The organism is Salinirubellus litoreus, assembly GCF_037335815.1.
GTDB classification, from domain to species: Archaea; Halobacteriota; Halobacteria; order Halobacteriales; family Haloarculaceae; genus Salinirubellus; species Salinirubellus litoreus.
Map to the genome: position 1 here is coordinate 3,774,679 of NZ_CP147841.1, position 25,182 is coordinate 3,799,860.

The following is a 25,182-nucleotide window of genomic DNA, read 5'->3' on the forward strand; positions in this document are numbered from 1 at the left end:
GTATCCAGAATCCGTCCAAGAGAGTAATGTGGACTCCGGGTGCTCGATGATTTTCTCTATCCGCCCCCGAAATCGAGGTAGTTACGCGACTAGGTGGTGCAGGATGTCCTGTCGGTGCTCATTGAGGGGCCTGCGGGTATGCTACGCCGAGTCGTGCTCGCCGCCCGGCCTATCAAAAGTAGAAATCTAGTTTTCAGAAATTACGATTTCAGAAATCGGAAGTTCTAATCGCTGGGGCACGCTACGCGCTGTATGGCCCGGTTCGTTGATCGAGAGACCGAACTCGACCGACTCACGGACTGTTACGAGTCCGACACGGCGGATTTCGTCGTCATTTATGGCCGCCGTCGTCTCGGGAAGAGCGAACTCGTTCGCCAGTCGATCGCTGATCGCGACGACGCCGTCTACTACCAGGCAGTCGAATCGACCGCGCAGAACCAACTCGAGCAATTCGTCGAGACCGCCACAGCGCAGTTTCCATCGACACAGACCGTCAGACGCGACTGGGAGGTTCTTCTCCAGGCGCTCGGTGAGCAGGATGCTGTCGTGGTCGTTGACGAGTTCCCCTTTCTTATCGAGGAGGACGAGTCGCTCACCTCCCGGATTCAGCGCGTCTGGGATCTGCATCTAGAGGCGACCGGGATGACGCTCGTTCTCGTCGGCTCCTCGATCAGTGTCATGGAGGACAAGGTCCTCTCCGGAGGCGCGCCGTTGTACGGTCGGCGAACCGCGACGATCGACCTCGAACCACTCACGACCGCTGACGCACGCCAGTTCTTCCCCGCGTATGATGCTGAAACTGCCGTCATGGCCTGGTCGATCTATGGTGGTACGCCCTTCTATCTCCAGACGATCGATCCCGAAGAGTCGCTCGGGAGGAACGTCCAGCAGTCGATTCTCTCGGAACGGGGGCTGTTGTATTCCGAGCCCGAGTTCCTGCTTCGAACCGACCTCCGCCAGCCGAACACGTACTTCAGCATTCTTCGCGCGCTCGCCCATGGCCGGCGAACCCCGAACGAGATCGCGGGTATGGCTGGTGTCGAATCACAGTCGCTCAGCTCGTACCTCCAGAAGCTCCGGCGGCTGCGCCTCGTCGAACGACATATTCCGGTCACGGAGTCGGCGACTGCCTCGAAACGGGGGCGATATCGGATCGCTGCCCCGCTGTTCCGCTTCTGGTTTCGGTTCGTCTACGGAAACCAGGACCAGCTCCGTCTGCTTGGCGATGATGCCTATGAGGAACTGGTCGCGCCCGAGCTCGCCGATTACGTGAGTCCGTTGTTCGAGCGTCTCTGCCAACAGTCGCTCCCGACCCTTGTCGATCGACGATTCCGCGCGGTCGGGCAATGGTGGTTCAAAGAGCACGAACTGGACGTGCTCGGTCTCACTGACGAGGGGCTCGTGGCTGGTGAGTGTAAGTTCACGTCAACACCCGTGAGTGAGGGCGTGCTCTCGGATCTCGAGGGAACCGCAACAGAGGTTCAGTGGTCGGATATGCCAGAGGCTCCGGACAACGTGTACGTCTTGTTCAGCAGATCCGGGTTTTCCGAGGATCTCAAGCGCACCGCGGATTCACGTGAGGATGTCCATCTCTTCGGAATATCCGATCTCGTCTCAAACGGATAGACCCGATTTACTGGCGAGCAGGACGAGGATATCACCGGTCGCTGTAAACCGAAAGAGCCGATCGCTCGGTATGGGTAGTGGGAGTGTGGATTCCATCCCGTTCTGCTGTTCGCTGAGCGCTACCGTGGTTGCTCTGAGCTACCGATATGCTCGTACATTGGGGTCAGGCACCCGCTCGGTTCACTGTTGATATCCTCCTTGCGCTGAAGCGCGAGGGGTCCCGACGTGCCCAGTCATAATGGTTTCTGGTACGTGCTGAATCTCGGCCAGAGGAGATTAAGGGACCCGACCGCGAACACCGGTACTGAGTCGTCGCAGGTCATGAACATCACGGAGGACGCCATTCGAGACCTCTGTACCGACGCCGTCTACGAGCGCGGGGAGACCTATCTGGCGGAGGGGCGGATCCAGCAACTGTCTCGCTTCGACGACACGATCACAGCTGTCGTCAGCGGGAGTCGGGACTACGACATGACGCTCGATCTCTCGGCGGAGGGGTTCGACCCGCAGTGCGGTTGCCCGTACGACGGACCGGGCGCCTGCAAGCACGTCGTCGCGGTGCTGTTACGACTCGCAGACGGGCTCCCGGCCGACGAGAGCGAGCGGATCGACACAGTACTCGAACGCGCCGGGGACGACGAACTCAGGGCGTTCTTCCGTGAGAAACTGCGAACGGACCCGTCGCTGTGCGACCGCTTGCTCGCTCGATTCGGCGAACCGACGACCCGCTCGGTCGATGAACTCCGTGCGAAGATCGACCGGCTGTTCGAGGAGACGAATCCGGACTACGCCGTCGTCTTCGAGCCCATCGACTTCTCGGAGTTCTTCGATCTCGCCGAAGAACACCGGGCACGGGACGAGTATCGGTCGGCAGCGACGGTGTACCGCGCACTTGTGGAAGGCCTCGACGACAACATGGACCTCGTCGATGGCGCGTACGATCACTTCGCGCAGGCGTTTCAGCGAGCGCTCGACGGCTACGTCGACTGCGTGGTGGCTGGCGAGTTCGGGGTAGGAGAGACCGCCGAGCACGTGCGGTTCCTCGAAGAACGAGCGGTGTCGGGAACCGACTACCTCCGAGAGCGGTTCGTGCGGGCCGCGGACGAGCTTCGAGAACGAACTGACACCGATCCCGAAACATGGTGCTGTGGATGACCGTATTCGAGAACATCGTCTGCTCGGACATCGTCTTCATCCTGCGGCTGTGCTTTGTGCAGCCCTGCGCTCGACCTGTCGCGGGATAGTGTCATGTGCGAAGCCGGATTTGTCGTCATCCTCGGCGGCGACTTTGAGGATCTCCGCGGCCATCGGTACCAAGATTTGGATTCGGGTTCTCGTCCCTAGCGAGAACGAACCGATACGCGAAACCCAGTCCGTTGTATCGACCATACCGTAGACTGGAGTGCGGGGCTGGAGGCCCCGACGAGAGGCAGTCTCACGGGAGCTCGTGTGAATATATTACTCCCAAGAGTAATATGCTTAGCCGAACAAGCTCGAGTATGACTGATGTTCCGGCCGACGTGAACGAGCGCGTCACCGAGGAGTGGAAGGCAGACACCACTCCAGGCGAGCGCGTCCGCACCGTGATGAAGCGGACGTACGACCCGCAGTCAGTTGCCACTATCGCCGAGCGGGCGCTGACGTCCGAGACGACCGCCCGCAAGCACCTCGGCGTCCTCGCCGAGGACGGGTTCGTCGAGGCCGTCTCCCGGCCGGACGAGCGAGGGACGTGGTACAAACGCGCCCCACGGTCGGTCGTCCTCGAGCGGGCCCAGCAGATCCTCGACTCGATGGACATCGAGACGTTGTCGACGCGTATCGCGGAGTTGCGCGAGACCGTCCGCGAGTTCGAGGAGCGAACGGGGGCCGAGTCGCCCACCGCAGCGACCGTCGCCGATGCGGAGTTGGACCCGGAGGCGGTGACGGAGTGGCAGACGGCGCGTCGGAACCTGAAGCTCGCGCGGGCCGCCCTCGCGCTCGCGGACGCCGAGGAGACCATCGGGGAGGACGCTCGATCGGGTGAACCCGCTGGACTGCTCGGTTGACGCGATGCAGGATGAATTTCACTCGCTTCGTGGCGCAATTGATGCCGGCGCACTCCACGACTTCCGAACCGAGTTCGAACGCCTCGAACCGCTCGCGAGCGGCTCACTGGACGACCCGTTGAACCCCGGTGAACTGCGGCTCCATCTCGAGGACGGCATCGGCGAGGCTTCGACGGCGACCTTCACCGTCCGGTGGTCGGTACAGGACGACTACAACGTCCATTACAGCGACGACACAGGCCGGAATCTGCGCTGGGACGTGCATCCGCACGACTACACCGTCTCTGCCGGTGACGCCCACTACCACCCGCCGCCGAACGCGTCCAGCAACGACGAAGATGTCGACGCGTCCTGTATCACCGTCCGGGAGCTCGTACTCGTTGCCCGTGCCGTCCATCAGTTGTGGCGGGCCGGGTACGACAGTGGGACTGTCGACCTGCTCAACGACGCGATCAACCCACCGTGACATCCTCCCCGTCCTGAACGGGGTGGAAGCCTTGACACCCTCCACCCCTGAAGGGGTGGGCTTCCACTCGCTACGTGTCACGATCCCGGACGAACGGGGCACACAGACCCACCAGGAGAACTCGTACATCCAGTTCCTCCCTCCCTCCGACGAGGGAAATCGCCGGAGCAAACGGGCCGACGTTCCGATTCCTTTCGACTATGCGTACGAATTCACGATGTCGTCCGGGTGGGGATCAGAGATAGGCGTCGATCTCGGTAAGATCGAACAGCGACCAGTTGTCGCCTAACTCGTCGACGAGCCCGTCAACGAATCCGCTCTTCGAGAACAACGCGAACGCCTCGTCCCGCGTGCTCGGCCCCCATCGAACACGCTCGGCCTTGTCGCGTAGTTGTGCGGCGAGGGAGTGACCGACGGGTTCAGTCGTCCATTTACATTCCGCGAGCAGAATCCGGTCGGCATCCGGAGCGAGCCCGACGATGTCGATTTCGTCTTCTCCATACCACCACCGCCCGACTGCGGAGTACGGGCCGAGGCCGTCACGCCGAATCGCTTCCCATACGACCTCCCGGCATACGTCCTCGAACGTTACTGCGACGTGGTCGGGGAGATCAGCTTCGATCAGCCCGTCGTAGACGACTTCGGGAGCCTCCTCGATACTGGAACGGTTCGGCTCGATGAACCGAAACCAGAAGCGGAGGAACTCGTCGGCGACCCGATACCGCGACCGCTTCGACTGCTTCGCTGACGCTGTCACGGGGACATCACGATCGATGAGGCGCAGGCGACGGAGCGTCTGGAGATACTTCGACAGCGGTCCGGGATCTACGCCGGTCGCACCGGCGATCTCGTTGGGGGTCGTATGTCCCGTTGCGACTGCCTCGAGGATACTCATGTACCGGGCCGGGCTGCGGAGTTCGGTTCGGAGCAGGAACTCGGGTTCGTTGTAGAGCACGGCTGTCGGGGAGAGGATCCGTGTCCGGATGTTCTCACCGAGGGATCGGTCGTAGTCGAAGAGGGTGAGATACATCGGTGTCCCTCCAGTAACGGCAAACGACCGGATCGCATCCTCGATATCGTACGTGACGACGTCACGGGCTTGCTGGAACGAAAACGGCTGGAGATCGACCTGTCCCGTGCGACGACCGTAAAGCGGACTCTCGTGGCCGAGTACTTCGGACTCCATCGTGCTCACGCTCGATCCACACAGGACGAGCATCGATTCCGTGTCCTAGAGCTGTTCATCGACGAACGACTGGATATAGGACGGGAGTGAATCGTTCTCCTCGATGAGGTATGGGAACTCGTCGATGACGACGAGCTGTTCGGTGGCGAGTTTCTCGCAGACGTAGTCGGACGCCTCATTCCACCCATCGATGCGGGGGACGCGGTCATCGAAGTGATCAGCAATCTTCTCGAACTCAAGGAGAGTGAGAGTGTCCTCCGTAAGTCAGTCACCGCTGACGACAGTAGCGCACTGGCCTCGGTAGGTCGCTAAATGACGAGGGCCCGATGTTGAGTATTGTGGACGAATACGCCACAGAGTTAATTGACGAACGACCTGAATTAACCCCGTGACATCGAACATTCTCCCTCGCCGACTTGATGAATTGAGCCGGCAATTGGCTCGCCTCCCGGAGACCAAAGAACCTCCACCGACAACGCTGCAGGTCCTCGGACGGAGTCGCCGAGAAGGTGACTGGCAACGGCTTCTCGCATATTTCCTCACCCCGGAAGCGCCACACGGTCTCAACCATAGCGTGACGGAGCAGTTTCTGCAGGGACTCAGCAGTCGTGATGATGTCGAATTCGAGTTTTCACGTTTCGATCTCGAAGACGTAGAGATCGCGACTGAAGTTCCGACTTCGCGCGGACGACTCGATGTCGTGATGTGGTGCGAGGATGAGTGGTTCGTCCTCCTCGAGTTGAAAATCGATTCCGCGGAAGGAGACGCCCAGACTCAGAGATACGTCTGTGCCGATTCATTCGAGAACATCGGCCTCGATCCGACAGCGGTCCCAGAGAACCGCCGGCACTACCTCTATGTCACGCCCGACCGGTCCCACCCGAAAGCAGCCGAGTTCGTTCCCGTCGCGTGGTCGTGGATCGCATCGCAGCTTCGAGCCGTACAGGAGTCTGACTACGGGAGCTATCCAGCACGGACAACCAGCCAATTGGATGATTTCATCGATACGATCGAAACCGAACTGACGATGACCGAACACGAGCAGAACGAAGCCGAAAAAGCGGGACTGTACGTCGACTATTACAACGAGATCTTCGAGGTGGAGAGCGCCTTCGAGAGTGAGTGGACCGAGCTCGTCGACAACTGGGGGCGTCAGCTTGCCGGGGCCCTTAGCGATGCTCGTCTCGTTGAGGATCCCGAGGGCGTTCCGCCCGTTCCCGACGAAGACGTGATGCTCGAACTCCCGGATGGCCCGGATCGCCGTCGTTACTGGCTGTGTCGACAATCGAACGGTAAGTGGGCGTGGCTCTTCCCGACCGACTGGTGGACTCACCTCGACCGTGATGAGCCGGTCTACCGAAACGAGAAACCGAACGCGCGCGTAGGGTTTCTCCACCGCCCTGAGTTCGATCGGGAAACTGTCCTCAAGGACCACGAGTTGACCTTCTACCTCCGAAACGCGCCCTCGGGGAACGAGAAGTTCTATTCGGAATTCTCGAGCCGGTTCAATGCGGACGACGGTGTCGCAAACGCCCTCCCGGAGCGAACTGAACGCCCCGGTCGAAAATCGAACGTGCTTGAGGCCACATACGGATTTGATGTGGATGAACACGGCGATCTATTCACGGGTTATATCGCTGCGCTGGCTGCTGCTGTCGACGCCCATATTATCTCGAATCACCGTCTAATTGAACGAGTCGACGAAATCTATGCGGAAACGAGGAAAATGGACCTTGACGACACCGGAGGCGGTCATTAAGTAATAAACGGTCTGTCTCCTGCACGATCCTCGTTGTAAAATATTCCTTTCCCAGATTCGAATCAACCGGTTCAGCCCCTATATTCGGTGGCTCCGGCTGATTTACAAAGCGATAGAGGAGCGTTCGTCCTTGGAGTATAAATGCACCTGTAAATCACCGGCATCCGAGGTCCCATACCCCGCGCACGAGTGCTCTATCGATTACTCCAGGCACATTTACAAATCGAAAGTGGGGTCGGTTCACCGGTCGTTTCGTATTACCGATCCCATGTCGCTGGCCTCTATGCCGTTTAGGAGGGCTGACCAGCAGGCCTATCACTGTTGACGTCATAAGACACGGTATGTCCCGGCCCGACTCCGACGTCGGTGAGTCACCTGACGAGTCCGTTCCTGAGCGCCTCCTTCAGCAGGACGAGTTCGCAGCCGATCTCAATGCGCGAGGGTATACGGACGTCCTTGTACTACGTCGGGAGAACGGACGAGACGTCCTCACCGACCAGCGTCTCGCGATCATCCGGTTCCTCAAGCAGCACGGCAAGAATATTGAATCGGTGAGCGACCTCGCCCGCCAACTGGGGCGGGACAAAGGTGCAGTCAGCAAGGACCTCCGCCGACTCGCCGAGCTCGATATAGTCACCTACGAAGGTGAGGGCAACGGCGAAGCAAAACGACCTGTACTGAAGCACGAACACGTCGTCATCGAGCCCGTCATCTACTGACTGTATGTATAAACTCCGGACGCTTAATCTCCCACCTCACCGAGGGCGCGATTTCTTCGCGACGATCTTCGTCGAACCCGATCCCAGTACGGTTGATTCGTTTTCGATCCTCGAAGACGCCGACGAGTGGGGTATCACGATCCACTACCAGCCAGACGCCCCGTACGAATCGCACGTCGAGGTGGCTCGTATCGATACGAAGCACGGGGAGCCACACTTCGATCATCTCTACGAGTCTGGACAGCGAAAGGAGTGGCTTGGGCAGGACTACACCTACGAGGACGCTCGACGAGATCTCCTCTCGAATTGGCGGGAGTACGCTGACCAGTACCTGCAGAACCATCATCATAATGACTGATCCATTCACACTCGTCCTCGTCGGCTGCGGAAAGGCCAAACACGAGGGCCGGATGGCTGCGAAAAACAAGTACAGTTCAAACTACTTCACGCTCAAGCGCGAGTACGCAGAGACAACCGGCGACAGCTGGATAATCGTCTCGGCCGAGTACGGTCTCCTCCACCCCATCGAGAGGATCGACGACTACTATACGACTGTCTCGGGCATGACCGACGAAGAGCGCCAGAAGTGGGCCGAGGGGGTCTCGACGTCCTTCACGCGCGTTCTGGGCATGATCTGTGACAAACTCGACTACGTCCAGATCCACCTACTGCTCGGGAAGGACTACCGTGAGCCGGTCGTCGATGCGATCACCTCGATACAGCTCCATGCCGACGTCAAGATCATCGACCCGTTCGAGGGAACCAGTGGGATCGACGAGCAGATGTCGGTACTAAAGGAGGCCACCAGATGATCCAAGCTCATGCCCTCACCCCTATTGAGGGAAGTCGTGTGTTTGTGCTACTGCATCCATTCGGGGCGGAACATAAAAACGGGGAAGACGTCCCTTATTGTTCATTCGGGAACAAAATGTGAGGCCCGTGCTCTCCTGTGGAGTCCCGTTCACTTCTCAATCAAGGAGAGAAGAGGTTGGTAATGCATAATGAAGCCGCCGAATCCGGGAACGTCACGCCGACGACGGCCGGGGTGCATCAAGAGACGGTAGCGGACCACGTGGTCTAACCCACGTACGGAGGCGGTGGAAAGAATAGGTTTTTCCAGATAGTAATTTGTTCCAAGCGTGGAGCTAGCCCTGTAAGCTACCACGGTCTGAAGGCCGCGGTATTTCCCCCATAATGGGTTTCCAGCCACCGACCTGCGACAGACCGAGGCCGCGTGTACGACGACCCCGATGGTCGTATCACCGCCGTTTAATTCCCGGTGAGCCTCGGGTGCGTCACCTCGGAAGTGAGCAGGGGATTTCTCACCCGCCGTATGGCGGTGCAGTACCAGATGTACACGACCTCGGTGGGTCGCTTCGGAACGTCCCTCCTATCACCCGATGGGAGTGGCAATCCGTCGATGGCTCCCGAGTTCCGGGCCAGCTTACAGTGGTCCCTCCACCCGAACCGTTTTGATTCGGATGCAGTACCATGACACACAATCAACACATACCTAAACGTATCTTTCACGTTCGGAAACCGGACAGGCGAAAGAAATCGGGAAGGACGGCACCATGTCGGCTTCCTCCACGGGCTAACGCCCGTGGTATCCGCCTTGAGGTTCCTATGAGCAACGACGACCGCGCCGGCGAGTTCGGACCGATCTATCTCCCGGCTCTCCAGCGGATTCGCGACCCCTGGCTCGAACTCGAGCCGATCGTCGACGCAACCTCGTACGACGACGTCGTCTCACCAACGGAGCTGCAGATCAGTCTCACCGACGGGCTCAGAGACGCCGACGCCGCGCGGATCGATATCCAATGGAGCGAACGGTGGATGTATTCGTTTCATTACGTCGATGCTGCGGACGTCAACTGGCGATTCGATCGTCACCCGAATACACACGCACCCGAGAGCCACGTTCATCCCCCGCCCGATGCCGCCACTTCGGCAACCGAACCGTCCTGTATCGACGTGATCGAGGTCTCACTCGTGACCCGTGCAGTCCACGCGATGTGGCGAGCAGCGTACGTGAACGCCGATATGGACCAACTGAATAGTGCATCAAACCCGCCGTAACGGCCCCGGGAAGGACTGGTCACAGTGTCCCTCGTGACGCATCACCCGTTCGGATTTTCGCGTCTCTTCATACGCGCAACTCGCTGGTCGGACGGGAACACAGTCGGGTCGGTCACTCAGCCCTGACCTCGGAGGCGCCGAACCTGAACGGCGATTACACAAAATCGAGGAGAAAGCCCACGACTTCAGTCGTGGGATGAATCCGACCACATACGACACAATCCATCCTCGATAGCCAACCGAGGGTTGATGAACGCGTAGCACCTAGTATAGTCTGCGTCCATCTAACGGTATGCCACGGGGGTACAGCCGAGAGCGAACGTCGGTTCACAACCTCCACTACCACTTCGTATGGTGTCCGAAGTACCGCAAGCCGGTACTCGAGGACGAGGTTGCCGACCGCCTCGAACACCTCATCGAGGAGAAAGCCGACGAACTCAACCTCGACATCCTCCGACTGGCAATCCAGCCCGACCACGTACACCTGTTCATCACGGGCACCCCGAAACTCGCCCCGAACAAGATCATCCAACAGGTCAAGGGCTACACCTCGCGGAACCTCCGCGAGGAGTTCGACTTTGGCCTCCCCTCGCTGTGGACGCGCTCGTACTTCGTCTCCTCAGCAGGAGAAGTGTCGGATCAGACCATCGAGGAGTACATCGAAGCACAGAACGGGCGATAACGATGCGCCGAGGAGTCACCACCACGGTGCGGGTCAAACTCCACTCGCTCACCGAGCGGAAAGCCCGACTCGTCGAACGCGAATACTCGGCGTTCCAAGACGCCGTTCACGGTGATGACGACGCGAACCTCTACTCCGCCACCAAGCAACAGGCGGGCAAAGTCCAGTCGAACAAGAATCCACGAGTGGACACCGAGCAACCCGTCGTCCTCCGCAACGACTGCATCACCATCGAACACGACAAGGACACGGTTCTCTCGTCGTGGTGGTTCAAACTCCCCGTCTACAACCCCGAAAAGGAACGCGGGGACAGCATCTGGGTGCCCGTTCGCGTCCCCGAGAAGGACACGCACCTACTCACCGACGAATGTATCCGCGACTCGGAACTCGTCCACCGAGACGGCGAGTGGTATGTCCACCTCGTCTGCAAGCGGTCTGTGGCCGTTGCAGACGAGTACGACGACGTTCTCGCCGTCGATATGGGGGCGAAGTGGATAGCCGTCAGCACGTTCCTCTCCGACCGCGACACCGTATTCCACGGCGCGCAAGTCCGGCGTGTTCGTGAACACTACAAGCAACTCCGAAAGAGCATCGGGAAGGCGAAAGTTCGCTCGGGAGCGCAGGTCATCGAACGCCTCGGTGACAAGGAGTCCCGAACGATCGAACACGAACTGCACCACGTGGCGAACGAACTCGTTGTTCGTGCCCGAGAACGAAACGCCGTCATCGTATTCGGTGATATGACGGGGTTGCGCTTCGACAACGACAAGGGACGGTACGTGAACGACAAGACCCACAAGATGCCGTATGCGAAGATGGCGAACATCCTCACGTATAAGTCCCACCTCGATGGACGAGAGTGCATCCCAGTGAAAGAGTACGACACGTCTATGACGTGCTGGCGGTGCGGGTCGCAGAACACGAGTCGTGAGATGCAGGGCCGAGTGGAGTGCCACGACTGTGGGCTGGACGACAACGGCGACAAGAATGGCGCGACGAACATCGGCAAACGAGCCGTCGGTAAGAACATTCAGAGTCCGCTATCGACGGTGGGGGCTGTTGTGGCTCAGCCCGAAACGCAGGTCGTACTCGAAGGAACCAACGGTGAGATGGAACCTGCGAACTCCCCAGACGACGTGGGCATAACCCTCCGTGAGGGAAGCCCGCGACGTTAGTCGTGGGAGAGGTCACTGCCGGCTCGGCGCCCGAGCACGCCACCAGTGCCGACCGCCACCACCGCGAGCGCCGCGAACACCATCACCGCGAGGGGCGCGAATGTCTGTGTCCGGACGACTGTCCCGGAGAAGTCGGCCGCGAGGTCGACGTCCGGCTCGTGAACGGCCCCCGCAGCGGCGAGACGATTCGATCCTCGACCCGATTCGATATAGGTCGAATAGCCTCAATCTATATCAAGAATAAACTCGAAGGATGGGTCATGGCCGAGAACGAAGGTGACCCCGAGACCGGGCTTCTGCAGCGCCGGACGACGGGCGAGGACCGGGTCCGAATGGTCGCCCGCCAGCTGGCAGAGCCGCAGACGGCGAACTGGATCGCCTCGGAAGCGGAGTGGTCCCACGAACCGACCAAGCGTGTCCTCGAGCGACTCGTCGACGACGGCGTCCTCCGTCGCGACGATAGCGGCCCCCACACCACCTACTACCCGGACTATCGCCAACAGGCGCTACAGGAGGCCGTGCGACTTCGCGACGGTGATCGGTCCGCCGAGGAGCTGACCGACCGGCTCGCGGAGATGAAGGCCCAGATTCGAGATTGGGAGGGCGAGTTCGAGGTCGACTCGCCGAATCAACTCCGGGCGACGCTCGTCGATGCGGATCTGGACGCGGAAGCCGAGGAGCGTCGGCGCGAATTAGCACGCGACTGGGAACACCTCCAGCGTCGCATCCGGATCGTCGGCTTTGCGATCCGCGAGTGGGAGTTCCTGACGCCGAGAACGGAGTCCGCCGAGGCCAGCAACTGACCGATGTCGATCCCACATCCGGGAGGGGATCCGAACGCGAATCTGTATGCACAGCTGGAGCGGGACGTCCTCGACCGAGTTCCCCACATCACGACCGTCGAGTACGTCCCAAACGATGTCGAGGCCAGGCAGCTGCAAGCGATATTCGATCCCGCTCGCTTGGATCCGCCAACCGGACCAGACCCTCCGGAACTGGTTGTCACGTGGTATCGCCAGTCTCCACACGATTGGTTCCGCGTGAACTACAGCGACCCGAACACCGGATTTCACGCTGGCTGGCATCAGGACGAGGACCATCCTGACCTCGGCCGGGCTCATTTCCAGTACTCGACGAACGAGGAGACCGACCGATGGGGTATCACGTTCGACCACGAGACGCCATCCCTGATTCTCTGGGAGATCGTCGAAGAACTCCTCGAGGACGTCCTTCCAACATACGAGTGACCGATCTGCGAGACGAGAGTTGACGACAGCATCGTACGGACATATCGTGCCGCCGCTCGCAGGTTCGTTCGAACATTCCCCTTAGGAGAAGCAAAAAGAGCCGTACTGGCGAAGACGTGTTCTGCGAGTTTACCTTCATCAACCGGGAGATCAGGGCCTTGGATAGGCCACCGGCAAGGGTACTACGCCTGCATTTTCGTGGTGTGAGTAGTGCGTCAACGAAGGATACGTCGGGCCTACTACGCTTCGCGAGCGATCCTCTCGGCCTTCCGAAGCGGTACAACACCCGATAGAGGCCCCTGGTTCGATGACGGTCGTGACCCCGCAGCACACCTACTATAGAGCACCGAGGACCGCCGAGCGAAGAGCTGGGGGGCACGCTGTCCGCGATCGGTGTTCCACACCTCCCGAATTTCCCCGGAAGAGACCCCGTGTCGATGCGTGTGTGGCTGACCCCCGGAGAAGCGAGACCGAAGAGACCCTGCTGGTCGGCTGTAACGTGTTGGCGTGAAGTGGCGAAAACCGACGCCCGAAGGACTCTACGGCGGTATCGAGGGAATTCCAGTTGGCTCTCACCTGACTGCAAATCGGCAACTACCTATACACTCGTCATCATATTACTTCACACACGTCTTCGGTACCGAGTTTTGATCGTTTCATGGAAACTATACGAAGGCGATGAATCGCCTCGTTCAGCCGCCGATCGGGTTTGCGGATTTGCGGGTGAGATCGACTGTGTCTGCCAGTTTCGCCCGATACGGCTGAATCGGGGATTGTCGGGGGCTATGTGCGCCTCCATCTGAAACGGTCGTTCTCCCATTTCCACATACGGTTTCAGTACGGGACTTTCTCCGAGATTCATCGCAACGGTATCTAAGCAAATATTTCGAGTGGAGATTGACACCATCCTCGGTTATTCGGCCAGTAGGCGCGCTCTCTGCCGTGTGCAGCTCTGGGATCCAATTCGCTTCGTCAGGACCTTCCGCGGGGATGAGGACACCTGGGCACAGCAGCCATTCTTTCGGAGAAGATCGGACCCTGTGGACCGCTTTGCGTGGGATCAGAGCTGTGGAAGCCGCCTCTTCGTTCCGCTACTGCTTTTCAACGAGTTGTGGAAGTGCTCGATCGACGAGAGCTGTGGACGTTCGACCGAAATGGTCCCTGGCCGTCTCTGATGCCTTCCCCGAGAGGTGCCCCCGATCGACTCAAGGGGGAGAGTGGTCGTCCCTTGAGAACGCGTCGTGTCGTAGCACAGTGACTATCACACCCACGGGACGGGAAACTCCGGCGTTTGGACCGGGGAGGACTCACCTCGAGAGAACGCCTCGAACCTGAATCCAGTTATCCGACCAGAGCTGGTACACACGTGAGAGGACGACCCCGACCAGAAAGACGCTCGCGATGAGGACCGAGTAGTCCCCCGCGATCCCGAACACGGCCATCTGATCGGCGATGATCAGGAGCATCCCGAGGACGCCCGTCCAGCGGTAGAAGGTGCTCCAGGTGATGCCGTACGGACTGAACACCTCCATGTAGATGTTCACCTTCCGGGCCTCCGGTCGAAGCGTGATCTCCTTCCGATCGTCGTCGTAGTCAACGATGCCGTGTCGGTGGAGTCTCGGGAGGTGTGTCTGGTGGAGTGAACAGTAGACGCTCTGCCGGACGTCGGACCGTCTGGCTTGGAGAACCAGCCGGGATGTCGTCTCGGGGACCTGAAACGTCGCGTAGGCAGGTTCGGCACCGACTGCCCGATCCTCACGGGCGAGCAATGCAGTGACTCTCGCATCACCCGACGGTACCGCCGAATCCAATCGACCCGTGGGAAGAACCCACCGGTGGCGTTCGTATAGACGGTTACCTCCGCGAGCCGGACGGCCCCCTGCCCTGACAACGATAGGGATCCTTCCGACGCCAGTCTCGTTAACGCGGAAGGTCCCCTGGACGCGGACCTGGGCGCCGAATCCGGTCGATGACGGGACGCTCACGACTCGGAGCGTGCCGTCTGTCTCACAGGCTGTGATGCTCGTTCGCGCTATCGTTCCCGTGTACTAGGAGTCGTTCCGTGGGAGGCACCGGACGACGAGTGTCGCGGTGCGGATCGTGCCGATTGCGGGCGAAACGTGACCGCGAAGCCGCCGCTCGCATTCGTCGCGGTTCGGACCGTCCACTTCAGCGGGGCGTTGAGTCGACATCGATTCTAGTGGTGGCCTCGGACAGAGTCGCTTCGGTTGAAGAGCTCCAGGCGCTGGTTGCAGCAGTGCTCGTTGGGATGGCGCTGTACGAGGGGCAGTTCACGCTCCGGGAGGCGCAGGAAGTGGTCTGAGGTCCGATCCCGATCGTCACCGGTTCGTGTTCCCGTCTCCGCTCACGGCCGTCTGCTCGTCCTCGCCCCGGTCCGTGAGTGTTGTCGGACTCGGCTCGACCTCCGCTTCGTTCCAGTCCGGCGGCAGCGGCGCGGTGTAGGTGTAGAGGTAGCCGTCGTTGATGACGTAGAACACCCCCGCCTCCGGCGGCTCGACCACACCACTATCGACGTCGATGGCGAAGTCGACGAGTTCGCTGAGCGATTCCGCCCGCGCTCGTGGCAGGTCGTATGCCTCCGAGGGGAGGCTGACTGTGTGGATCCACTCGTCGAACTCGGCGCGGTCGGTCCGGTACGCGAGCCACCTCCGCTCCTGGTCCGTGAGGTCGAACTCGCCACGGCGCTGTCCCAGCCCCAGTGCCAGTAGTGCCACCAGGGAGCCGACGAGAACGACCGGCCCGCCGATCGAACGGATCGGGCCGTAGCTGCGCTCGACGGTGACGCTCTCGGTCACCTCGTAGCGCTCGCGAGAGACCCCCCCACCGGTCACCCGGTACGTGCTCTCCTCGGGGGCGATGGTGAGGTTCTGCTCGAACGTCTGCGTCCGCGTCCGGCCGTCCGACTGCGGGGTCGCTACGACGGTCGCTCGGACGAACATATCGGCCCCGCCGCCCACGCCGAGTTCCGATGTTATGTCGTCGGTCCGGTTGCGGGCCGCGGGCACGTCGATCGAGAAGGGGACCCTCATCGTCTCGCCCGGCCGGAGGTCCGCTACCGACCGCCGCTCGATCGGAGTGGCGGTCTGCCACAGTGGCTCCCCCTCCGTCTCGAAGTCGTTCGAGACCCCGCGAACGACCAGTTCGAGCGTGACCGTGGCGTTCAGTCGGCCGTCGTCGGACGCGGCGTATCCGAGGGTGTAGTTCCCGTCGAGAACCGGCGCGACCCGGGTGAAGTAGACCGTCCGGTTGGGGAGGCGTTCGCCCTCCTCGAACACCGGGTTGCCGTCCGTGATGGTCGCTCCGTGATCGAATCCAGCGGTTCGGGACCAGGAGTCAACTACCCGTTCTTCGGTGGTCGTTCCGGGCTCGACGTGTGCCGTGTAGGTCACCCACCCGCCGACGAGCGCGACCACGACGAGCACCATCGCGACCTCCATCCAGCGCTCGGAGAGCACCGCCCTCGCCCGCAGCCCCCAGTCCCTGTCTCCCATGTACCCGTTCGATCCACCCGTTGCATCAGTCGCGTTGTCAAGTTTTCGCTCCTACAGATCGGTCATCGACGACCGGGGAGCAGGCCGCCCAGTCGACGCCCGAGGGACGAGCGCCCTCCCCGCGAGCGTCGGCGGGTCCGGACGCGGCCGCCCCCCACGAGCGCACGCCCGAGGAGGTAGAACCCCCCGCCGAGCAGAGCGTCGATGGCGGCGATCGGTGCCCAGGGGTGGAGCCGGTAGAGCGAGTCGATCACCGACGGCGGGAGCAGAGCGAGGTAGCGGTGTTCGACGAGGAATCGCCGGTAGTACCCCGTCTCGGGGGGGGCATGGAGCGTGACGGTCGCGTTGACGCGCTCGCCGCGAGCGAGACGGGCCTGCCCCGGGTCGACCTCGATCCCCTCGCTCGCGGGTTCGAGGTACGCGATCACGGGGACGAACCCGCCGTTGCCCACCGGGTACGGGACCGTACCGCTCTCGCCCATCGGGATCACCGTGGGTCGCTCGGAGTCGAACTCGGCGCTGACGACCCCGTACTCCTGCGTGCCGCCCGGGGCGACCATCGCGCTCGTCGCCCCGACGACCAGGATCAGCGCGAACCCGACGAGGTAGAGGTCGACGCTCCTCCCGGTGCTCCGTTCGCGGGCGCGCTCGGCATCGTCCTTCTCCTTCACGTTCCCGCTCTCCCGCAGGAGGTCGAGGACGTACAGGAGCCCCATCGCGCCCGCGAAGACGTACCCCAGGCCCGTCGGCCCGAGCAGCGCGCGGGTACCGAGCATCGACGCGAGGTTTCGTTGAACCGTGCCGAGGACGCCCTGGACGGCGAGGACGGCGGTGCCGAGATGTGGAACGACGAGAACGTCGCCACCGGGTGCCCACGCGACGGCGACGATCTGTGCGTCCTTGACCGGCGGCTCCTCGCCGTCTTGGTCGGTGAACGGGTTGGCGTCGCCTCGCGTGACGTACCCGCTCTCGGTCTCGCCGACGACCCGATGGGTCGTGAGGCCGCCGCCGTGGAGCTCCTCGGCGCGGAACGTGACGACGTCCCCCTCCTCGGGCGGTCCGGCGAGCTGTGCCGGGATGGCGACGAAGCCGTCGCCGGGCTCCATCGTCGGGGCCATGCTCCCCGTCTCGACGAACGCTAGGAGGACGGGCTGGCCGAGGACCTGGCCGACGACCAGCGAGAGCACCACCGCGACGGCTGCGAGTTCGAGTGCGACGACGAACGCCCGGCGAGCCGACACCATCAATCGAGTGAACTGTCCGGATGAGAGGTCAATAAACGCACCGGTGGCTCGGACCCTTCTACTCAGACTCAACAATTTCGATACATCTTAAAGGACCATATTCACTTACGTGAGGTCGGTGAAGTCGTAGTCCTAGGGACAAGGGTGTAGCCCTGTTCACAGGCCCATGAGCGACCGAGCGTGCCACGGGCGCTCGGCAGCGCCCCGTCGGTTTGGAATTACCGACCTAAATCGGCTGTCGCGATAGGGCTCCATGAGGCCGATTCGGGGATGTCAAGCGTCTGCAAGAAGCCTCTGACCCGATTGAGCTGAGCGGTGGCCCTCGCCGCTGCGCGGAGGACTGTGAACGCGCTGTTGGAAATGTTTTAGTAATAAAATTGTGGAGATACTGTGGTCAGTTGTTGTATCCCTGAGCGTAAATGCTGAGTTCTTCCGGAATCTGGCCCGGTACCGTCTTCACATCGCTAAGCGTGTCAGAACTGCTCAGGTAGAACTCGAGATGCACGTAGATGTCGTCACCCGGTGCCAGTACCGGGAGGCTGGTACTCGTACCCCAAGTTTCGTCACCGAGTGGATTCGGTGAGCCATTCATCACGGACATCTCGCCGTATCCTGGCGAGTTTTCGTCAACTTCCCCGTCGGTCCAATATACGGTAAGGGGATCAACCCCGTCTCCGTCACTCGTAGATGTATCTAAGCCATTGAGAACTACGTTAATAGTATTCGTCCCCTGGTTTTCGATCCGAAACACGTTCTGGACGAGGGTGTTCGCCTCGTCATTTAGTCCGGCCCCGTTCTGACCGTTGGATCCGTCGAACTGCAAGACCATTTGACCATTGCTATTGATAGACCCGTACTCGCTGATCGAAGGATCAAGCCTGAGATACGCTTGTTGGTCGCCCACCACATCCACGGACATACTCCGACCTGCGCTAACGATTGAAAACGCACCAGTACCCATTGCGGCTGCCCCGCCGGCAGCGAGCGATCCGAGTCCCGCCAGCATCTTGCGTCGTCTCATTATTTTCTCTTCCACGCCCGCCTCTCCCCCACGGGGACGAGCGCTTGTCTCGCTCCTAACGCGGTACTGACCTTGTTATATACTCCCACGTGGGAGACATGCAAGAGGAGGGTCGCTCCGTAGACGTGGCCAAGTTACGCCGGCTAAGCGGAGTTATCAATGCCAAGTCCGGTTCTATCGGAATCACATGTCACGACTTACGATGCTAAGCAATTAGCTATCAGCCGTTAATTATCAACAAATTAAAACAGGTATATGTCGCTAGAGGAGGCGATCAGCTGATGAAATCAACCGAAGGGGTCCCACCACTCGGGAATGTGTAGGTCGGAACGACGTCTTTAAAGTATTCAGAGTCTGCGGAAGCCGCGTTGATACCGATATCTGCCTCGTACATGCTTCCTATGTCATCTTCAGGCACGTCGTAGAAGCCAAGGGCTATCTCGGCCTGCTGCCCGGGGGCGACGAATACACCCCACGCCCCCGGGGCACCACTTGTCCCCTGAGTGGATGAGGTGCCACCTCCACCGTCCATGCCTGCCCCGTAACTATCCATCGAGAGATACGAGGTTACGTACTGTCCATCACTTGTACCTGGATCCGGTCCAATTTGGCTGTTCAGATCATTGAGATTGAGCCAGAGGAGCACGTTTTCTGTCCCCTGGTTTCTCACCAGCAGTAAGTCGGTGAACTCAGTGGTGGCGTTTCCGTTCAGTCCGCTTCCTTGACCGTTCCCCTGGAGGTCAACCTGCAGCGTCCCGTTGGTTTGGCTCGTATAATCTGGGTCACCCTGAATCTGAAGGTACGCGTTCTCGTCCGTACTCACGTTCACATCGATTGCCCTGCTTGCACTAACAGAAGAGAACGCACCAGTACCCATTGCGGCTGCCCCGCCGGCAGCGAGCGATCCGAGTCCCGCCAGCACTTTGCGTCGTCTCATTAGTTGTCTCGTCCGCGCCCGCCTCCCACCTCGGGGACGAGCGCTTGCTCTCCACCAGAGCGGACAGAGCTATTGTTATACAGTCGCACACCGGGTGACTCCGTCGGCGACACTTGGGGACAATCGAGGGAGAGTCGACCAGCAGAGAGTCCCGAGTCGGTCGCAACGCCTCCCACGTCACCACTCGACGCCGCCCCGGATCGGCCTCGGGGTCGGACTAACCCTACCCATCCGACGGTAACGTCTGTCGCCACTCGCTGAACGATCGAAAGTTTCTTTTACCGAAGCCGAAATTCGTCTCGAATTCCCTCCATTTCTTGAATAATGATCCAGTTGATAGATAGGCCGAGCGGGCGCGAGAGCAGATCCCATAGCGACCGACTGAGACCAGTTTACCACTCTCTTGGGCTCGTAAAATCCGTGATCGGTTCCGTGGTCAGCGCCCCGATTCTCGTCGTAGGATCCAGGAACTTCCACTAAATATCTCATTCGGAACAAGAGTTAAGTGATGTCCTGTGAACGTACTTTCCGGAGGAGGGAGACTTGTGAGTTCGGGAACCGATACTGACATGTCCGGCGCGGTCGGTCCGGACGCGACCGAGACGGTGGCGGACAGAGCGGAAGACCACCGGGCGGCGCAGGAGGGCGAGGAGGAGGAAGCGGCGGTTCCAGGGAGCATCTCGAACGACGAGCTGTTCGACGTACTGAGCAATCGGCGGCGGCGCTACACGCTCCACTATCTGAAGCAGAACGGGGACGAGCCGGTCGAGATGGGGGACCTCTCGACGAAGGTCGCGGCCTGGGAGCTTGGGATCGAACCGGAGGCGCTCGCCTACGACGAGCGAAAGCGGGTCCACACCTCGCTCTACCAGTACCACGCGCCCAAGCTCGACGACGCGGGCATCGTCAACTACGACTCCCAGCGGGGGACGATCGAACTGACCCGGGCCGGGGCGGACCTGGATCTCTACCTCGAAGCGGTGGCGGGCCGGGAGATCCCGTGGTCGACCTATCTCCTGTTGCTCTCGGTGTTCGGCGCGTCGCTGATGGGGGCCGTCTGGCTCGACGTCCCCCCGCTGACGGCGATCCCCGACGCGACCTGGGGGCTGTTCGTCGCCGTGGCGTTCCTCGCCTCCTCGGCCGTGTTCGTCTACGACAACCGCTACTCGATGCGACTCGGCGGGGAGGGACCGCCGCCCGAGGCGGGTGAGGACGATGACTGAGCGGAGACTCACGGGGCCGTGAACCGCCGTCGGTTGCTGGTGCTCGGCGTCGTCGTCGCGGTGCTCGCCTCCGTGGGCGGGACGGGCGGATTCAGTGCCGCGAACGCCGACCGCGGCGTCCAGGTAGCCGTCGTCGATGACGAGCAGGCGTATCTGGGAATCGAGAGCGAGAACGTGACCGGCGAGACATGGAACGTGACGGTAACCAACCGGTTCCCGGACGGGGCGACCGCGGAGGTGACCGTCGAGGTCGGCGACCGGACGGACTCGACGACCCTCGGGGCGGGCGCGTCGGAGCGCCTGACGCTGACCGGGGTCGCCTGCGGCACGACGGCGAACCTGACCGCGAGCGCGGGTGACGGGAGCGTCGCGATCGAGGCGTCACGAGAGGTGACCTGCAGCGCCGCGGTAGCGGCGTCAACCACGAATACTACCCTGACGACGACGCCGAGTTCCACCTCTACACCGGATACGAGTGCCACTCCGACGCCGACCGGAACCCCGGGAGCGTCGTAGCCGTCGCTAGTAGACGAGGACTTCGGACGTCTGTGTGCCCGCGTCCCACACCGGAGGCGACGACACGGGACTGTACAACGGCCGAGACACGATCGCGTGGGGCGGCCGGCTCCGGCCCCGAACTTGAGTAACCAAAATCAGGCCGCTGTTCGTACCGATCGCCAGCCGATGACCTACGTTGTCCTGTGGAACTCGTTCACCATCGGTGCTCTCTCACGTGAGGGCGCTGTACGCGGAGCTCCCTCGCCGAGCGGATCGGAGAGCGTCGGCAGCTAAACGCCGTCAGGCCGAGGGGCGTTCTCGTACTTGACCATCTTCTCGGGTTTGTCGGAGATGGTGTCGTAGATCCGCTGGAGCGTCCCCTCCGCAGCGAGCAGGCTGTGCTCCTCCAGGAACTCCCGGCCCGCTTCGGAGAGGCCGTAGAACTTCCAGGGGTAGCCCTGTCGGCGCTGGCCATCGTCCAGGGCGACCTCCGTGACGATGCCGGCGTCGATGAGCTTCTGGATGTGCTTGTAGACGGTCGCGTCGCTCACGCTGGGGTTGAGCGCCTCGAGCTCGTACATCGAGGGGAGCCCCTCGGGGTGCTGGAGGATGTTGTTGATCAGTGCGAACCGCATCCGTTGGGTGACGAAGTGGACGAGCTCCCGGGATCCCATCCCCTCAGCAGTCCCCAGGTCGGTGCTCATATGCCACGGTAACGTCCGGAGGGCAAGTAGTTTACCGAGGTTCGAGGAGAACGCCCACGACGGTAGTCGTGGGATGAATCCTACACACTCGTGACACATCGTGTCACACATCCTGTTGGTATCCCGTTCCGGAACGGGAGGGATACCGAGGCCGAGGGAAGGATATGCACCCGTCCTGCGGTGGATGGGGTAGATGAAGCCCGCTCTCTCGGTCGGGGGGTCATACTGGCACGACCCTGAACGCAGATCCGTCCCGGACTGTGGATGGACGGGACCTGCGAACCTCCCGACGTGGGCGACCCCCTCTGTGGTGGGCGACCCCACGACTGAAGCAGTGGGCTTTCTCCTTGAGTCTCCGTAACTACGGGGGCAGGACACCCTCACACGTCGGGACCGGCACAAAATATCCGGATCTTTATTCCGTTTTCCTGACTAACTGGGTGTACGATGAGTGAAGAAACCGCCCGTATTTACGCCCGAGCCCGCCAGCGGGGCGTGTCCGCGGTTGAGGCGTGGGCGAACATGCGGGAACTCGCCGAAGAGTACGACTGGGACGTCGAGCAGATGCTCTCTGATTCGGACGCGGATACTCACGCTATCTCGGATCGCGAGCTGCCGCAGTAGGCGGCAATGGAGATTTTCGATTCGAACGTCTGGATTCACGGACTCGTAGGTGACTGTGAGGAGGCTATTGGCGGTGGACTGTGTAGTTGAATGTCGGATTCATCCTGACCCTAAAGGGTCAGGCATTCTCCTCGAATCTCTGAACCCATTCGGAGCATAATGGGATGGACTCTCGAGCCCCAATTGGTATCCCAATTGACGGCGAAGCGTACGATATGGCGACGGACGAATCGACGATCACCGAGAACTACGCCGCGACGATCCCGGCGAGCGTCCGTGAGCGCCTCGACGTCCAACCAGGGGACAAGCTCCGGTGGACGGCGACCGACGAGGGCGACCTCCGCGTCGAAATCGTCCGGCAGCGGGAGGGCGCGCTAGATGACTTCGAGCCCGAGCCGATGGGCGGAGACGGAACGACCGCTCATGACCTGATGGGCGCAGAGCGGTAGGCATCGACCGATGGCCCGGGCGCTGGTCGATGCGACGGTCGTCATCGCGTTCGCCGATACGGATGACGTCGATCATGACCGCGGTGAGGCGATCGTCCGGGCGATCGACCACGGTGAACTCGTGACGGGTGTCATCGTGCACGACGCGCTGCTGGAGGTCCTGAACTTCGTGAACGAGCGGCTCGGACACCGGAAGGCGGTCCACCTGCTCGACAGGTTAGAAGAGAGTGCTCACTACCGATTGCCGTACAATCCGAAGGGGAACGTCGGGAGCGGCAGGGGACTCTTTCGACAATATCCGGACCTCTCGCTGGGGGACGCGATGCAGGTCGCGTTCATGCAGAGCGAGGGGTTCGAGTACATCTACAGCTTCGACGACGACTTCGACGCGGTGGAGGGCGTGACCCGGCTGACCACCGCGACCAACCCGTTTGTGTGACCGGCAACTCTTCCAACGTCGGCCTCCGAGTGCTGGCCGTCGGCTGGCGCACACTCCGGTCGCCTGGTCATTCCGGCGGCGTCGGCACGGCGTCGAACTCTCGTGCTGCCGCCGGACGGAGTAGCACGCCCTGTTCGGCGAGCGTCACCGACTCGGCCGGCGCGACCCCGGTGAAGAGATCGCGGAGCTGCCGCTGGAAGCTCCGATTCCGGGTCTCGTAGAGCTGAAGCGCGTATCCGTGTCGCTCCTCGTCGAGAGTTACGGAAAATCGAGGAGAAAGCCCCGTGCTTTAACGCGGGGATGAATCCGCAAAACCCTCTACAGCCGACATTATCAAGTCCCCCGGCCTCGTACCGTGCGGGAAGACAACTCGCGTAAACGTTCAATCGGAAGAATCGGGGCCGCTTCCCGCTGATATGGACGGTTCCACGCCCACCACTGGCAACCCCGGTGGGGAGTACGTGGTTGAGATTCGTTCGCCGTCCTCACAGTACCCCTACCCGTCACTGGAGACGGTCGGCAACGACCGCGCAAACGAGGGGGTGACAGCACACCAAAACACGCCCCGTTCGCGGTTGCACTCCGTCCTCGCCGGCGGAGTACGGTCGATGGCACGACCCGTGTCCGCCCACGTTCCAACCGTGGGTGGTTGCCCGGTATTCGGACGCCTCGGTTTAGGCGGTCTCGGGGACGACACAAGCGGATACCGCGTCCCTCTCGGACGCCGAATACGCCACACCCTCGTTTCGAGGGCCGACGTGTAGCGCATGTTCGCGGCCAGTCTGGGAGGACGCACCCCGGGGCGATCTGGAGGCGCGTGTGCGTGCATTGGAGGATGCCCTTGGCGAGGACGACGGACGGGACTGAGCGCCATTACTCTCATTTCTGAGAACGGTAAATCGCGTCGCGCTATACCGTCATGATCTTCGCGAAGTGGTTCATCACCGGGATGCCCGACACCAATGAGGAGTGACGTCAGAACCCGTAGCGTTTGTGCGCCTCGTCGATAGGGACGATTTCGAGGACACGAACCTCTTTCTGGTCCTCCAAGATGGTGTATATGGCTGTATACGTCCGGGAGATGTGCATCCGGTACCGGTCCCGCCGGCCGTCGATGGGGAGCTTCTCCTTGTCCCCACGGCCGCGTCCGGGGTACGGGTTATCGGCGAGATATCCCAGGTTTTCCTTGCAGATTCGCCCGGTCTTCTCGTCAGCCGCGCCGAGGAACTCGCGCACCCCATCTCCGAGGAGGACCTGGTAATCAGACATCCTCAAGCGGCGTCAACTCGTCGCGGTCCGCCTCCTCCAACTCCTGAAACCGTCGCTCTAGGTCCTGCCGGCGCCGGTCCTGGGCTAGCTCCTTCAGGAGATCGTCGTAGGTCTGTCCCGGCTCCTTCAGGTCGTGGAGTTCCTTCCGCGTCTCCTCGGTCACCGGAATGCGCTTGTCTGCCGACATAGCTGTCCGGACGTACAGGACTGACAGTCTTAACAGTTTGGTAGTGGCGGTGGTGTCACTTCATCCGACAAGCATAGCCGGTGTAGCCGGG

The 25,182-nt window shown here is 61.2% G+C and carries 26 protein-coding genes and 1 pseudogene; 18 read left to right on the top strand and 9 right to left on the bottom strand.

What is annotated here, in order from left to right:
• Positions 1-252 precede the first annotated feature (252 nt).
• The 4 genes from WDJ58_RS18835 to WDJ58_RS18850 all read left to right on the top strand — a co-directional run bounded on the left by WDJ58_RS18835 (position 253) and on the right by WDJ58_RS18850 (position 4,137).
• Positions 253-1,626 carry an ATP-binding protein gene (locus tag WDJ58_RS18835; RefSeq protein WP_338914840.1) on the top strand — a complete coding sequence of 458 codons (1,374 nt, stop codon included), beginning with the start codon at positions 253-255 and terminating at the stop codon, positions 1,624-1,626.
• A gap of 321 nt (positions 1,627-1,947) precedes the next feature.
• On the top strand, positions 1,948-2,781 hold the full coding sequence (locus tag WDJ58_RS18840; RefSeq protein WP_380661240.1) for an SWIM zinc finger family protein: 834 nt from the start codon (positions 1,948-1,950) through the stop codon (positions 2,779-2,781).
• Between the two features lie 344 nt (positions 2,782-3,125).
• Positions 3,126-3,671, top strand: a complete 546-nt coding sequence (locus tag WDJ58_RS18845; RefSeq protein WP_338914842.1) for a winged helix-turn-helix domain-containing protein — start codon at positions 3,126-3,128, stop codon at positions 3,669-3,671.
• Positions 3,646-4,137 (top strand): hypothetical protein, encoded by a 492-nt coding sequence (locus WDJ58_RS18850; protein WP_338914843.1) that lies wholly within the window; start codon positions 3,646-3,648, stop codon positions 4,135-4,137. Before WDJ58_RS18845 ends, WDJ58_RS18850 begins: the two co-directional genes overlap by 26 nt.
• 235 nt (positions 4,138-4,372) lie before the next feature.
• Here WDJ58_RS18850 and WDJ58_RS18855 read toward each other — a convergent pair.
• Positions 4,373-5,554 (bottom strand): annotated as a pseudogene (locus WDJ58_RS18855) (ATP-binding protein); the annotation flags it as partial.
• A 157-nt stretch (positions 5,555-5,711) separates the two neighbouring features.
• On the opposite strand from WDJ58_RS18855, the gene WDJ58_RS18860 reads away from it, so the two are divergent.
• The 9 genes from WDJ58_RS18860 to WDJ58_RS18900 all read left to right on the top strand — a co-directional run bounded on the left by WDJ58_RS18860 (position 5,712) and on the right by WDJ58_RS18900 (position 12,984).
• Positions 5,712-7,082: a PD-(D/E)XK nuclease family protein gene (locus WDJ58_RS18860; protein ID WP_338914844.1), complete on the top strand. Its 1,371-nt coding sequence runs from the start codon at positions 5,712-5,714 to the stop codon at positions 7,080-7,082.
• Between the two features lie 341 nt (positions 7,083-7,423).
• The gene (locus tag WDJ58_RS18865; RefSeq protein WP_338914845.1) at positions 7,424-7,801 is read left to right on the top strand and encodes a MarR family transcriptional regulator; all 378 of its coding nucleotides are present in this window, start codon (positions 7,424-7,426) and stop codon (positions 7,799-7,801) included.
• Between the two features lie 4 nt (positions 7,802-7,805).
• Complete coding sequence (locus WDJ58_RS18870) at positions 7,806-8,159, top strand: DUF7718 family protein (protein WP_338914846.1); 354 nt, start codon at positions 7,806-7,808, stop codon at positions 8,157-8,159.
• Positions 8,152-8,613, top strand: coding sequence for a DUF6884 domain-containing protein (locus WDJ58_RS18875; protein WP_338914847.1), 462 nt, complete (start codon positions 8,152-8,154; stop codon positions 8,611-8,613). Before WDJ58_RS18870 ends, WDJ58_RS18875 begins: the two co-directional genes overlap by 8 nt.
• A gap of 814 nt (positions 8,614-9,427) precedes the next feature.
• Positions 9,428-9,880, top strand: a complete 453-nt coding sequence (locus WDJ58_RS18880; protein ID WP_338914848.1) for a hypothetical protein — start codon at positions 9,428-9,430, stop codon at positions 9,878-9,880.
• Between the two features lie 292 nt (positions 9,881-10,172).
• Positions 10,173-10,562, top strand: coding sequence for an IS200/IS605 family transposase (gene tnpA / locus WDJ58_RS18885; RefSeq protein ID WP_338914849.1), 390 nt, complete (start codon positions 10,173-10,175; stop codon positions 10,560-10,562).
• Positions 10,563-10,564: 2 nt separating this feature from the next.
• Positions 10,565-11,737, top strand: a complete 1,173-nt coding sequence (locus WDJ58_RS18890; protein WP_380661245.1) for an RNA-guided endonuclease TnpB family protein — start codon at positions 10,565-10,567, stop codon at positions 11,735-11,737.
• 260 nt (positions 11,738-11,997) lie between these two features.
• Complete coding sequence (locus WDJ58_RS18895) at positions 11,998-12,540, top strand: DUF7342 family protein (RefSeq protein ID WP_338914851.1); 543 nt, start codon at positions 11,998-12,000, stop codon at positions 12,538-12,540.
• 3 nt (positions 12,541-12,543) lie between these two features.
• On the top strand, positions 12,544-12,984 hold the full coding sequence (locus WDJ58_RS18900) for a hypothetical protein (protein ID WP_338914852.1): 441 nt from the start codon (positions 12,544-12,546) through the stop codon (positions 12,982-12,984).
• A 1,307-nt stretch (positions 12,985-14,291) separates the two neighbouring features.
• Here WDJ58_RS18900 and WDJ58_RS18905 read toward each other — a convergent pair.
• The 5 genes from WDJ58_RS18905 to WDJ58_RS18925 all read right to left on the bottom strand — a co-directional run bounded on the left by WDJ58_RS18905 (position 14,292) and on the right by WDJ58_RS18925 (position 19,698).
• Positions 14,292-14,753, bottom strand: coding sequence for a DUF7344 domain-containing protein (locus tag WDJ58_RS18905; protein ID WP_338914853.1), 462 nt, complete (start codon positions 14,751-14,753; stop codon positions 14,292-14,294).
• Positions 14,754-15,323: 570 nt separating this feature from the next.
• Positions 15,324-16,496 (bottom strand): DUF5305 domain-containing protein, encoded by a 1,173-nt coding sequence (locus tag WDJ58_RS18910; RefSeq protein WP_338914854.1) that lies wholly within the window; start codon positions 16,494-16,496, stop codon positions 15,324-15,326.
• A gap of 62 nt (positions 16,497-16,558) precedes the next feature.
• Positions 16,559-17,737 carry a S26 family signal peptidase gene (locus WDJ58_RS18915; RefSeq protein ID WP_380661651.1) on the bottom strand — a complete coding sequence of 393 codons (1,179 nt, stop codon included), beginning with the start codon at positions 17,735-17,737 and terminating at the stop codon, positions 16,559-16,561.
• 397 nt (positions 17,738-18,134) lie between these two features.
• On the bottom strand, positions 18,135-18,776 hold the full coding sequence (locus tag WDJ58_RS18920; RefSeq protein WP_338914856.1) for a hypothetical protein: 642 nt from the start codon (positions 18,774-18,776) through the stop codon (positions 18,135-18,137).
• Positions 18,777-19,035: 259 nt separating this feature from the next.
• Positions 19,036-19,698 (bottom strand): hypothetical protein, encoded by a 663-nt coding sequence (locus tag WDJ58_RS18925; RefSeq protein ID WP_338914857.1) that lies wholly within the window; start codon positions 19,696-19,698, stop codon positions 19,036-19,038.
• A gap of 545 nt (positions 19,699-20,243) precedes the next feature.
• On the opposite strand from WDJ58_RS18925, the gene WDJ58_RS18930 reads away from it, so the two are divergent.
• Both WDJ58_RS18930 and WDJ58_RS18935 read left to right on the top strand, forming a co-directional pair.
• A complete protein-coding gene (locus tag WDJ58_RS18930) occupies positions 20,244-20,921 on the top strand; it encodes a DUF7344 domain-containing protein (RefSeq protein ID WP_338914858.1) in 678 nt (225 codons plus the stop codon).
• 18 nt (positions 20,922-20,939) lie between these two features.
• Entirely contained in the window at positions 20,940-21,437 is a 498-nt protein-coding gene (locus tag WDJ58_RS18935) for a hypothetical protein (protein ID WP_338914859.1), read from the top strand.
• A 272-nt stretch (positions 21,438-21,709) separates the two neighbouring features.
• Here WDJ58_RS18935 and WDJ58_RS18940 read toward each other — a convergent pair whose 3' ends face one another.
• A complete protein-coding gene (locus WDJ58_RS18940; RefSeq protein WP_338914860.1) occupies positions 21,710-22,123 on the bottom strand; it encodes a PadR family transcriptional regulator in 414 nt (137 codons plus the stop codon).
• A gap of 447 nt (positions 22,124-22,570) precedes the next feature.
• On the opposite strand from WDJ58_RS18940, the gene WDJ58_RS18945 reads away from it, so the two are divergent.
• From WDJ58_RS18945 to WDJ58_RS18955, 3 genes are all read left to right on the top strand, one after another.
• Positions 22,571-22,747, top strand: coding sequence for a hypothetical protein (locus WDJ58_RS18945; protein ID WP_338914861.1), 177 nt, complete (start codon positions 22,571-22,573; stop codon positions 22,745-22,747).
• A gap of 215 nt (positions 22,748-22,962) precedes the next feature.
• Positions 22,963-23,196 (top strand): AbrB/MazE/SpoVT family DNA-binding domain-containing protein, encoded by a 234-nt coding sequence (locus WDJ58_RS18950; protein WP_338914862.1) that lies wholly within the window; start codon positions 22,963-22,965, stop codon positions 23,194-23,196.
• Between the two features lie 10 nt (positions 23,197-23,206).
• On the top strand, positions 23,207-23,635 hold the full coding sequence (locus WDJ58_RS18955; protein ID WP_338914863.1) for a type II toxin-antitoxin system VapC family toxin: 429 nt from the start codon (positions 23,207-23,209) through the stop codon (positions 23,633-23,635).
• A gap of 975 nt (positions 23,636-24,610) precedes the next feature.
• Here WDJ58_RS18955 and WDJ58_RS18960 read toward each other — a convergent pair.
• Both WDJ58_RS18960 and WDJ58_RS18965 read right to left on the bottom strand, forming a co-directional pair.
• Entirely contained in the window at positions 24,611-24,904 is a 294-nt protein-coding gene (locus WDJ58_RS18960) for a type II toxin-antitoxin system RelE family toxin (RefSeq protein WP_338914864.1), read from the bottom strand.
• Complete coding sequence (locus WDJ58_RS18965; RefSeq protein ID WP_338914865.1) at positions 24,897-25,091, bottom strand: hypothetical protein; 195 nt, start codon at positions 25,089-25,091, stop codon at positions 24,897-24,899. Before WDJ58_RS18965 ends, WDJ58_RS18960 begins: the two co-directional genes overlap by 8 nt.
• Between the last annotated feature and the right edge of the window lie 91 nt (positions 25,092-25,182).